Origin of the sequence: Streptomyces sp. C (assembly GCF_000158895.1) — a bacterium.
In the GTDB taxonomy this organism is placed as follows: Bacteria; Actinomycetota; Actinomycetes; order Streptomycetales; family Streptomycetaceae; genus Streptomyces; species Streptomyces racemochromogenes.
Window position 1 is genome coordinate 1637833 of the sequence record NZ_GG657750.1, and the last position, 10736, is coordinate 1648568.

Consider the following 10736-nt stretch of genomic DNA (forward strand, 5'->3'; position numbering starts at 1 on the left):
CCGGCGTCTGGTGCTGGGGCGGGGCACGGGCACTCCTTGTGGGGGTCGTGGCGGGCCGGTGGAGCACGGCAGCCGGGCGTCGTGCGACGCCCGGCTGTCGGGTGGCGGTACCCGGGGTACTGGGGGTACTGGGGGTACTGGGGTTCGGGGCTTACAGGGGGGTGACGTACGCGCCGGAGATGCCGCCGTCGACCAGGAAGTCGGTGGCGTTGATGAAGGAGGAGTCGTCGCTGGCGAGGAAGGCGACGGCGGCGGCGATCTCGGTGGGCTCGGCGAACCGGCCGAGCGGGATGTGCACGAGGCGGCGGGCGGCGCGCTCGGGGTCCTTGGCGAACAGCTCCTGGAGCAGCGGGGTGTTCACGGGCCCGGGGCACAGGGCGTTGACGCGGATGCCCTCGCGGGCGAACTGGACGCCCAGTTCGCGGGACATGGCGAGGACTCCGCCCTTGGAGGCGGTGTAGGAGATCTGGGAGGTGGCGGCGCCCATGATGGCGACGAAGGAGGCGGTGTTGATGATGGAGCCGCGGCCCTGGCGCTGCATGTAGGGGAGGGCGGCCTTGCAGCAGAGGTAGACGGAGGTGAGGTTGACGTCCTGGACGCGGCGCCAGGCGTCGAGCTCGGTGGTGAGGATGGAGTCGTCGTCCGGGGGCGAGATGCCGGCGTTGTTGAAGGCGATGTCGACGGAGCCGTAGGTGTCGTAGGCCGTCTTGAAGAGGGCGTCGACCTGCTCCTTGTCGGTGACGTCGACCTGGACGAAGGTGCCGCCGACCTCTTCGGCGGCGGCCTTGCCGGCGGCGGGGTCGATGTCGGCGCAGACGACGTTGGCGCCTTCGGAGGCGAGGCGGCGGGCGGTGGCGAGGCCGATGCCGCTGCCGGCTCCGGTGATGACGGCGGTGCGGCCGACCAGGCGGCGGCAGACGATCTCTTCGGTGCGGTCGGTCATGGGGTTCAGGCCTCCGTGCTGATGAAGACGTTCTTGGTCTCGGTGAAAGCGGTGAGGGCGTCGGGTCCGAGCTCGCGGCCGAGCCCGGACTGCTTGTATCCGCCGAAGGGGGTCCAGTAGCGGACGCTGCTGTGCGAGTTGACGGACAGGTTCCCGGCGCGGACGGCGCGGGAGACGCGCAGGGCGCGGCCGACGTCGCGGGTCCAGAGGGAGCCGGAGAGGCCGTACTCGGTCGCGTTGGCCAGGCGTACGGCGTCCTCCTCGTCCTCGAAGGGGAGGATGACGGCGACCGGTCCGAAGACCTCCTCGGCGGCGACGGGCGCGGTGGGGTCGACGTCCGTGACGAGGGTGGGGGGATACCAGAAGCCGGGGCCCTCGGGGGCCTTGCCGCGGATGGCGGTGAGGTCGTCGGTGACGTAGGAGCGGACGCGGTCGAGCTGGGCGCGGGAGATGAGCGGGCCCATCTGGGTCTTCTCGTCGAGCGGGTCGCCGACGGCCACGGACTCGATGCCGGGGGCGACGAGTTCGAGGAAGCGGTCGTAGGCGGTGCGCTGGACGAGGATCCGGGTGCGGGCGCAGCAGTCCTGGCCGGTGTTGTCGAGGAAGGCCATGGGGGCGGCCGCGGCAGCGGCTTCGAGGTCGGCGTCGGCGAAGACGATGTTGGGGCTCTTGCCGCCGAGTTCGAGGGTGACGCGCTTCACCCGGTCGGCGCACTTGGCCATGATCTGCTTGCCGACGCGGGTGGAGCCGGTGAAGACGATCTTGGCGACGCCGGGGTGTTCGACGAGCGCGTCGCCGGCGACCGCGCCGTGGCCGGGGAGCACCTGGAAGAGGTGCTCGGGGATCCCGGCTTCGAGGGCGAGTTCGGCGAGGCGCAGGGCGGTGAGGGGGGTGGTCTCGGCGGGCTTGAGGATGACGGCGTTGCCTGCGGCGAGGGCGGGTGCCAGGCCCCAGGCGGCGATCGGCATGGGGAAGTTCCAGGGGGCGATCACGCCGATGACGCCGAGGGGTTCGAGGAAGGTGACGTCGATGCCGCCGGCGACGGGGATCTGGCGGCCGGAGAGGCGTTCCACTCCCCCGGCGGCGAAGTCGAGGAGGTCGCGGACGTTGCCGGCTTCCCAGCGGGCGTTGCCGATGGTGTGGCCGGCCTCGCGGACCTCCAGCTGCGCCAGTTCCTCGATGTGTCCGTCGACGACGGCGGCGAAGCGGCGCAGGAGTCTGGCCCGGTCGCCGGGGGGTGCCGCCGCCCAGGCGCGCTGGGCCCTGGTGGCCCGGGCGACGGCGGTGTCGACGTCGTCCCGTGTGGCGGCCGGGACGACGGCGACGGTTTCCTCGGTGGCCGGATTCAGTACTTCCAGCGCATCGGACACGTGGGGGCCTCTCTGGTGTCGGTTCGGAGGTTCCGGGGTTCCGGGGTTCCGGGCAGGGCTTACAGGCGTTCGAAGGAGCGCCGCAGCTCCCAGTCGGTGACCGCGGAGTCGTAGGCGTCGAGTTCGACGCGGGCCATGTTGCGGTAGTGGGCGACGACCTCGGGGCCGAAGGCGGCCTTGGCGATCTCGCTGTTCTCCCAGAGCTCCGCGGCCTCGCGCAGGGTGGCGGGGACGTGGGCGTAGTCGGCGGTGTAGGCGTTGCCGGTGCAGGGCTCGGGGAGTTCGAGGCGGTTCTCGATGCCGTAGAGGCCCGCGGCGACCAGGCCTGCGACGGCGAGGTAGGGGTTGACGTCGCCGCCGGGGAGGCGGTTCTCGAAGCGGGTGGAGCGGCCGTGGCCGACGACGCGCAGGGCGCAGGTGCGGTTGTCGAAGCCCCAGGCGACGGCGGTGGGGGCGAAGGATCCCGGGCGGAAACGCTTGTACGAGTTGATGTTCGGGGCGTAGAGAAGGGAGAAGTCGCGCAGTGCGGCCAGCTGGCCGGCCAGGAAGTGGCGCATCACGGTGGACATGCCGTGTTCCTGGTCGCCGTCGGTGCCGGCCATCACGTTGCGTCCGTCGGAGTCGGTGAGCGAGAGGTGGATGTGACAGGAGTTGCCCTCGCGCTCGTCGTACTTGGCCATGAAGGTGAGCGAGACGCCCTCCTGGGCGGCGATCTCCTTGGCGCCGGTCTTGTAGACGGCGTGCTGGTCGCAGGTGGTGAGCGCCTCGTCGTAGCGGAAGGCGATCTCGTGCTGTCCGAGGTTGCACTCGCCCTTGGCGGACTCGACGACCAGGCCGGCGGCCTGCATCTCGTTGCGGATGCGGCGCAGGAGGGGCTCGACGCGGCCGGTGCCGAGGACGGAGTAGTCGATGTTGTACTGGTTGGCGGGGGTCAGGCCGCGGTAGTTGGTGTTCCAGGCCTGTTCGTAGGTGTCCTGGAAGACCATGAACTCCAGCTCGGTGCCGACCATGGCGGTGTAGCCGAGTTCGCCGAGGCGTTCCAGCTGGCGGCGCAGGATCTGGCGGGGCGCGGCGACGACCGGGGAGCGGTCGTTCCAGGCCAGGTCGGCCATGATGAACGCGCTGCCGGGGTTCCAGGGGATGCGGCGCAGGGTGGCGGTGTCGGGGTGCATGGCGAAGTCGCCGTAGCCCCGGTCCCAGGAGGACATCTCGTAGCCGTCGACGGTGTTCATGTCGGTGTCGACGGCGAGGAGGTAGTTGCAGCCCTCGGTGCCGTGGGCGAGCACCTCGTCGAGGAAGAACTGTGCGGCGAACCGCTTGCCCTGGAGCCGTCCCTGCATGTCGGGGAAGGCCAGGACGACTGTGTCGATCTCACCGCTCGCGACGAGGGCCCGGAGCTCCTCGGGCGCGAGCGGCGGCATGCGGTCTACCACTGGAATCTCTCCTTCGGTGAGCCGAGGAGGCCTAAGGTATTGAATAGAACCATTGCTTGGGAAGGGGAGGAACCGAGATGACCGACACGGAGAGCGGCGGTGGCGCGATCGCGCGGCTGAATCCCGTGCTGCGGCAGGTGCGGGCGGGCAACGGTTTCGAGGAGGCCCTGGAGCAGATCCTCCAGGTGGTGCGGCTGGGTCTGGTGCCGGGCGGGGAACGGCTGCCGCCCGAGCGGGAGTTGGCGGAGCGGATGGGGATCAGCCGGGTCACCCTGCGCGAGGTGCTCAAGGTGCTCCAGGACCAGGGCCTGGTGGAGGCGCGGCGCGGCCGGTACGGGGGGACGTTCGTACTGGCCCGCCCCGACACCCCGGCCGGCGGCGCCGAGGAGGAGCTGCGGCGGCGCGTGGCCGGGGTGGACATCGAGGACGTGCTGCGCTTCCGCGAGGTGCTGGAGGTGGGCGCGGCCGGGCTGTGCGCCTCGCAGGGACTGTCGGAGGAGCAGGCCGAGCGGCTGCTCACGGCGCTGGCGGCCACCCATGACGCCCCGCTCTCCGAGTACCGCCGCCAGGACACCCTCTTCCACCTCGCCCTGTGCGAACTCGCCGGCTCCGCCACTCTGACGGCCCAGTACGCGGCCGTCCGGGCGACCGTGAACGACCTGCTGGACTGCATCCCGCTGCTGGTGCGCAACCTGGAGCACTCGCAGCAGCAGCACACGGTCCTGGTCGAGGCGGTGCTGGAGCGGGACGCCGAGGGGGCCCGGGCGGTGATGCGCGAGCACTGCTGCGGGACGGCGGCCCTGCTGCGCGGGTTCCTGGCGTGAGGCGGCGGGGGCGTACGGGGCTCCGGAGTCAGGCGGTGGCCGCGGGCGCGGGGAGGTTTTCGTAACCGCTGTTTAACGCAGGGGTCTTGCGCGCTCCACACCCTTGACGCAAAGGTACGCCTCACAACCATTGCCCTAGGCAGGAGCGCACATGGCCGACGACATCGCACCCGTGCCCGTATCCGCACCACCCGCCGCGAAGGGCGACGCCGACGCGGAGTACCTGGAGCGCCGGACCCTGCGCCGCGGCAGCGCCGGCTGGCTGCTGCTGACCGGGCTCGGCGTCGCGTACGTCGTCTCCGGCGACTTCTCCGGCTGGAACGTGGGCCTGGACAAGGGCGGCTTCGGCGGCCTGGCCATCGCCACCGTGCTCATGGGCGCCATGTACGCCTGCCTGGTCTTCTCCCTCGCCGAGCTGTCCACGATCCTGCCGACGGCCGGCGGCGGCTACGGCTTCGCCCGCCGCGCCCTCGGCCCCTGGGGCGGCTTCCTGACCGGCACCGCCATCCTCATCGAGTACATCCTGGCGCCGGCGGCGATCGTCATCTTCATCGGCGACTACGTCGAATCGCTGGGCCTGTTCGGGCTGACCTCCAGCTGGCCGGTCTACCTCGGCTGCTTCGTGATCTTCATCGGCGTGCACCTGTGGGGCGTGGGCGAGGCGCTGCGCTTCAGCCTCGTCGTCACCGCCGTCGCGGTCGCCGCACTGCTGATCTTCGCGCTCGGCGCGCTCACCGAGTTCGACGCGGGCTCCCTGGACGACATCGCCGTGGACACCACCGCCTTCGGATCCAGTTCCTGGCTGCCCTTCGGCGTCCTCGGCATCTGGGCCGCCTTCCCCTTCGGCATGTGGTTCTTCCTCGGCGTCGAGGGCGTCCCGCTGGCCGCCGAGGAGGCCAAGGACCCGGTCCGCTCCATGCCGAAGGCCCTCGCCATCTCCATGGGCATCCTCGCCCTGCTCGCCCTGATCACCTTCTTCGCCGCCACCGGCGCCCAGGGCGCGGACGCCGTGAAGACCGCCGGCAACCCGCTCGTCGTCGCCCTGGAGGGGGACGGCGGGCCGACCGCGCTCAGCCGCTTCGTCAACTACGCCGGACTCGCCGGGCTGGTCGCCTCCTTCTTCTCCCTCATCTACGCGGGCTCCCGCCAGCTCTTCGCCCTCTCCCGCGCCGGCTACCTGCCGCGCTTCCTCTCCCTCACCTCCAAGCGCAAGGCCCCGTACCTCGGACTGGTGATTCCGGGCGCCATCGGATTCGCCCTCGCGGCGGCCACCGGCAACGGGGCGCGGATGCTGAACATCGCGGTGTTCGGCGCGACCATCTCGTACGCCCTGATGGCCCTGTCCCACATCGTGCTGCGCCGCCGCGAGCCCGGGCTGGACCGGCCGTACCGCACCCCCGGAGGGGTGCTGACCTCCTCGATCGCCTTCGTACTGGCCCTTTCGGCCCTCGTCGCCACCTTCCTGGTGGACAAGGACGCGGCACTCATCGCACTCGCCGTGTACGCCGTCGCCCTGGCCTACTTCGCGATCTACAGTCGGCACCACCTCGTGGCCTCGGCACCTGAGGAGGAGTTCGCCGCGCTTGCGGAAGCCGAGGCGGAGTTGACCCGCGACTGAGACCCTTGTCCCGCCCCTTGATACGGCACCAACCTGGAGGTAATACCGTGCCCAGGCCGCTCATCGGCATCACCACCTATGTGGAGGAATCCACCCGTTACAACGTGTGGGACCTCCCGACGTCCCTCGTCCCCTCCGGGTACTACGAGCTGGTCCAGGCGGCGGGCGGCGCGGCCGTGCTGCTGCCGCCGGACGAACCGGAGCGGGCGGCGGAGGTGCTGAGCCGGCTCGACGGCCTGATCGTCTCGGGCGGTCCGGACGTCGACCCCGCACACTACGGCGCCGCGCGCGACCCCCGTACGGGTCCCCCCGCGCGGGTCCGCGACGAGTGGGAGCTCGCCCTGCTCGGGGCCGCCCTGGACGCCGACCTGCCCGTGCTGGGCATCTGCCGGGGCATGCAGGCCCTGAACGTGGCCCTGGGCGGAACGCTCGTCCAGCACATCGACGGCCACGTCCACACCCCGGGCGTCACCTCCTGGCACCCCGTCAACCCCGTGGCGGGCACCCGCTACGCGGAGCTGGTCCCGGAGAAGGCGGACGTCCCGACCTACCACCACCAGGCCGTGGACGTCGTGGGACGCGGCCTGATCGTCTCGGCGTACGCGGACGACGGCACGGTCGAGGCGATCGAGGACCCGGACCGCTCCCGCTACGTGCTGGGCGTCCAGTGGCACCCGGAGCGGGACAAGGACACCCGGGTGATGGCCTCCTTCGTCGAGGCGGCGGGCGCCCGCCGGACCCTCCCGGAGCCGGTTGGCGTGTCGGTCTCCTGACGTCCGACGTCCACCCGCGGGCCGCACGGGTTCCCCGCCGTGCGGCCCGCGGGCACGAATGGCCCCTTCGGCGGGCGGCGCGCACGCTGGAAGGATGCGGACCGAGGCCTACGGCACGGCCACCGGCCCGGTGTCCGGGTTCCTGGAGAACCCGGTCGTCGGGATGGCGCCGTGGATCGTCTTCTCCCTGCTGGTCGGCCCGGGACGGTTCGAGATCGCGGTCGGGATCGCCCTGGGGACGGCCCTCGCGCTGGTGGTCCTGGGCCGGCTCGTCCACCGGGGCAGCTCGTGGAAGCTGCTGGAGGTCGCCGACGTGGTGTTCTTCGCGGCACTCGCCGTCATCGGCGCGCTCGCGAGCGACGGCACCCTGCGCTGGCTGGAGACGTACGCGGGCGAGATCGCGAACCTCACCCTGACGGTGATCGCCTTCGGCTCGATGGCCGTGGGGATGCCCTTCACCCTCCAGTACGCCCGCGAGCAGACCGACCCGTCCGTGTGGCACGCGCCGGTCTTCCTCCGCACCAACTACGTGATCACCGGGGTGTGGGGGCTGGCCTTCCTGGTGGCGGCCCTGGCGGGCGGCTTCGGGGACCTGGTGCTGCGCGACCCCGGCAACATCTGGACCGGGTGGATCATCCAGATCCTGGCGATCGTCGCCGTCCTGCGGTTCACCGTCTGGTACCCGGGGGTCGTACGCGCCCGCGCACGGGGCGAGGCCGCGCCGGGCGGGGCCTCGCTGTTGCTGCCGGTGGCGGGGCTGCTCGTACCGGTCGGCATCGCGGTGCTGGTGTTCGACGGCGGGGTGTGGTGGCTGGGCGTGGCCCTGATCGTCGCGGGCGGACTGCTGACGAAGGCCCTCCGGGCGCGCGAAGCGTCCGGGCCACGCCCGGCCGACCGGCTCAGCTGAAGACGACCGACCGGAGCTTCAGGCGCTCCGAGCCGCGGCCCACGAGCGGGCGCAGCGAGAAGAAGTCGCCCTCGCAGTCCGGCTCCGTGAACACCGTCGCCGTGCCGGTGGTCCGGTTGCGCGGGGAGTGCGCGGGCTCGCTGGCGTTGGGGTCCGCCACCTCGGGAAGGGTGATGCACTCACGGCTGTCGGGGTCGAGGAGGATCCGGACGTGCGGGCGGCCGTCCAGGCCCGTGTAGGTGTACGAGAACTCGCCCACCGCGGCGGACGCCGAGGACGGGACGGCCAGCAGGAGGGTGAAGGCGCCGAGGGCGGCGATGGAGGCACGGCGGAGTCGCATGGGGAATCCCCTCGTTCGGAATGGCAACAAACTTGCGTCAGCCACCTTTCCGGGGGGGCTCGGCGGAGGTCACCGCCCGCCACGCGCCGAATCGATTCCCCGTCACCCGTACGTCCCCCGCCGTCCCGGGGTACGCCGCTGCGCGGAGCGGTCCCCTACCCGCCCTTCCACCGTTCCCTGGGGCTCCGCCCCAGACCCGGCGCCTCAAACGCCGGCGGGGCTGAAGTCAGCCCCGCCGGCGTTTGAGGCGCGGGCGCGGTAGCGCCGTGTTGTGAGCCGCACCGGCGATTGAGGTGGGAACGGTGGAAGGGCGGGTAGGGGACCCGCTCCGCGCAGCGGCACCCCGCAACCCCGCCGGCACCGGCTAGCGGCGCCGGGTCAGCGAGAGCAGATCGCGCGCCGGCCCCGCCGGACGGGTCCCCGTGGGCCAGACGGCGCGCAGGGCGCGGGCCAGGGCCGCCCCCGGCACGGGGACGGACACCAGCCGCCGCGCCGCCAGCTCGTCCACCAGCGCGAGCTCCGACAGCACGCAGGGCCCGGCCCCGCTCAGCGCCGCCGCCTTGACGGCGGTCGTGGAGGCCAGCTCCAGCAGCGGCTGGGCCAGGCCCCCCGACGGGGCCAGGGCCGCGTCCAGCACCTGCCGCGTCCCCGACCCCCGCTCCCGCAGGATCAGCGGGCTGCGGGCCAGCTCCGCCGGCTCCACCCCCTTCGAGCGCCGCGCCCACGGGTGCGTCGGGGCCACCGCCACCACCAGGCGGTCCTGGGCGATGACGGCCGAGTCCAGCCCGTCGGGGACGCTGAGCCCCTCCACGAAGCCGAGGTCGGCCTCGTGCGCCAGGACCCGCTGGGCGACGTCGGCGGAGTTCCCGGCGTGCAGGGACACGGCCGTGTCGGGCCGCTCCCCGCGCAGGGCGATCAGCCAGCCGGGCAGCAGGTACTCGGCGATGGTCATGCTGGCCGCCACCCGCAGCCGCGAGTCCCGCCGCCCGCGCAGCGCCTGCGCGCCCGCGTCGAAGGCCTCGGCGGCCTCCACCACCCGCCGGGCCCAGTCGGTGACGAGCGCGCCCTCCGCCGTGAGCGTCGAGCCGCGCGGGGAGCGGTCCACCAGCGCGACCCCGAGCCGCGCCTCCATCGCCCGGATGCGGCTGCTCGCGGCCGGCTGCGTGATGCCCAGCCGGCGCGCGGCGCCGCTCAGGCTGCCGACCCGGGCCACCGTGAGCAGCAGTTCCAGCGCACCCAGGTCCGGCACGCGGTGCGCGAGCGGGACCGACTCCTCGTTACCCATAACATCAGTTTATGGCCTTATAGACGTGTGGCCTCTGCCGTACGGCCCTGGTCGGCGGGACGCTGGGCCCATGGCCACCACCGCCTCCGTGCGCTTCCGAACCACCGCCCCCGCCGCTCCCCGGGCCCACAAGGCCCCGCGGCTCCGGGACCTCGCCCCCAACTGGTACGCCTCCGTCATGGGCACGGCGATCATCGCCAACGCCGGCGCGGCCCTCCCGTACCAGCTCCCCGGTCAGCGCGTGGCCTGCGAGTTGCTCTGGGCGCTGTCCGCCGTGGCCCTCGCCGTGCTGCTGACCGCCCGGGCCGGGCACTGGCTGCACCACCGCGACCAGGCCCGCGCCCACCTCCTCGACCCCGCCGTCGCCCCCTTCTACGGCTGTCTCGCGATGGCCCTGCTCGCCGTCGGCGCCGGCACCCTGACCGTCGGCAAGGACCTGATCGGAGCCGGCGCCGCCGTCGCCGCCGACACCGTGCTCTTCACCGCCGGCACCGTGACCGGCCTGGTCATGGCCGTCGTGGTGCCCTACCTGATGGTGGTGCGGCACGAGGTGGAGGCCTCCCAGGCCACCCCCGTGTGGCTGCTGCCCGTGGTCTCGCCGATGGTCTCCGCCGCCGTCGGGCCCCTGCTGGTGCCCCACCTGCCCGCCGGGCAGGCCCGCGAGGCACTGCTGCTGGCCTGCTACGCCATGTTCGGCATCAGCCTGCTGGCCACCCTGCTGCTGCTCCCCCTGGTCTTCGGCCGGCTGATCGTGAGCGGGCCCCTGCCCCTGGCGCTGACCCCCACCCTGTTCCTGGTCCTCGGCCCCCTCGGCCAGTCCACCACCGCCGTGAACCAGCTCGCCGACGTGGCCCCCGGCGCCATCGACGCCCCCTACGCCGGTGCCCTCGGCGCCTTCGCCGTGGTCTACGGGGTCCCCGTGATGGGCTTCGCCCTGCTGTGGCTGGCCCTGGCCGCCTCGATGCTGCTCCGGGCCGCCCGCGACGGCATGGGCTTCGCGATGACCTGGTGGGCGCTGACCTTCCCCGTCGGCACCTGCGTCACCGGCGCCGCCGGGCTGGCCCGCCACACCGGGCTGGACGCCTTCTCATGGCTGGCCGCCGCCCTCTTCCTCGGCCTGGTCACCGCCTGGCTGCTCGCCGCCGTCCACACCCTGCGCGGCCTCTTCGCCGGCCGCCTGCTCCCCGGCCGCGCAGGCCGGCTAAGCCCGAAGGGCCGCCGCCAGCACCCGGGGGGCCTCCGC

The 10736-nt window shown here is 72.8% G+C and carries 10 protein-coding genes; 5 read left to right on the plus strand and 5 right to left on the minus strand.

Annotated elements, in window-relative coordinates; translation table 11 throughout:
• Positions 1–151: 151 nt before the first annotated feature.
• From SSNG_RS07235 to SSNG_RS07245, 3 genes are read right to left on the minus strand one after another with little or no spacing between them, the layout of a single operon-like run.
• Positions 152–943 (minus strand): 3-oxoacyl-ACP reductase, encoded by a 792-nt coding sequence (locus SSNG_RS07235; protein WP_007263151.1) that lies wholly within the window; start codon positions 941–943, stop codon positions 152–154.
• Between the two features lie 5 nt (positions 944–948).
• Positions 949–2313, minus strand: coding sequence for an aldehyde dehydrogenase family protein (locus tag SSNG_RS07240; RefSeq protein WP_007263152.1), 1365 nt, complete (start codon positions 2311–2313; stop codon positions 949–951).
• 59 nt (positions 2314–2372) lie between these two features.
• Entirely contained in the window at positions 2373–3746 is a 1374-nt protein-coding gene (locus tag SSNG_RS07245) for a glutamine synthetase family protein (RefSeq protein ID WP_007263153.1), read from the minus strand.
• A gap of 77 nt (positions 3747–3823) precedes the next feature.
• Between SSNG_RS07245 and SSNG_RS07250 the strand changes: the two genes are divergently transcribed.
• The 4 genes from SSNG_RS07250 (at position 3824) to SSNG_RS07265 (ending at position 7868) form a co-directional block, all read left to right on the plus strand.
• Positions 3824–4570, plus strand: coding sequence for an FCD domain-containing protein (locus SSNG_RS07250; protein WP_042800671.1), 747 nt, complete (start codon positions 3824–3826; stop codon positions 4568–4570).
• A gap of 151 nt (positions 4571–4721) precedes the next feature.
• Positions 4722–6188, plus strand: a complete 1467-nt coding sequence (eat, locus tag SSNG_RS07255) for an ethanolamine permease (protein WP_007263155.1) — start codon at positions 4722–4724, stop codon at positions 6186–6188.
• A gap of 47 nt (positions 6189–6235) precedes the next feature.
• Entirely contained in the window at positions 6236–6961 is a 726-nt protein-coding gene (locus SSNG_RS07260) for a gamma-glutamyl-gamma-aminobutyrate hydrolase family protein (protein ID WP_042800672.1), read from the plus strand.
• Between the two features lie 94 nt (positions 6962–7055).
• Positions 7056–7868 (plus strand): hypothetical protein, encoded by an 813-nt coding sequence (locus SSNG_RS07265; RefSeq protein ID WP_050779569.1) that lies wholly within the window; start codon positions 7056–7058, stop codon positions 7866–7868.
• On the opposite strand, the gene SSNG_RS07270 is transcribed toward SSNG_RS07265, so the two are convergent.
• On the minus strand, positions 7861–8208 hold the full coding sequence (locus SSNG_RS07270) for a hypothetical protein (protein WP_007263158.1): 348 nt from the start codon (positions 8206–8208) through the stop codon (positions 7861–7863). The genes SSNG_RS07265 and SSNG_RS07270 overlap by 8 nt on opposite strands.
• A 364-nt stretch (positions 8209–8572) precedes the next feature.
• Entirely contained in the window at positions 8573–9493 is a 921-nt protein-coding gene (locus SSNG_RS07275) for a LysR family transcriptional regulator (protein ID WP_007263159.1), read from the minus strand.
• 70 nt (positions 9494–9563) lie between these two features.
• On the opposite strand from SSNG_RS07275, the gene SSNG_RS07280 reads away from it, so the two are divergent.
• The coding region (locus tag SSNG_RS07280) for a TDT family transporter (RefSeq protein ID WP_007263160.1) at positions 9564–10736 on the plus strand (1173 nt) is incomplete at its 3' end.

Excerpts from the sequence above, each read along its gene's own strand:
- SSNG_RS07275 (WP_007263159.1), bottom strand. The coding sequence starts at position 9,493 with ATGGGTAACGAGGAGTCGGTCCCGCTCGCGCACCGCGTGCCGGACCTG.
- SSNG_RS07270 (WP_007263158.1), bottom strand. The coding sequence starts at position 8,208 with ATGCGACTCCGCCGTGCCTCCATCGCCGCCCTCGGCGCCTTCACCCTC.
- eat (WP_007263155.1), top strand. The coding sequence starts at position 4,722 with ATGGCCGACGACATCGCACCCGTGCCCGTATCCGCACCACCCGCCGCG.
- SSNG_RS07235 (WP_007263151.1), bottom strand. The coding sequence starts at position 943 with ATGACCGACCGCACCGAAGAGATCGTCTGCCGCCGCCTGGTCGGCCGC.
- SSNG_RS07250 (WP_042800671.1), top strand. The coding sequence starts at position 3,824 with ATGACCGACACGGAGAGCGGCGGTGGCGCGATCGCGCGGCTGAATCCC.
- SSNG_RS07265 (WP_050779569.1), top strand. The coding sequence starts at position 7,056 with ATGCGGACCGAGGCCTACGGCACGGCCACCGGCCCGGTGTCCGGGTTC.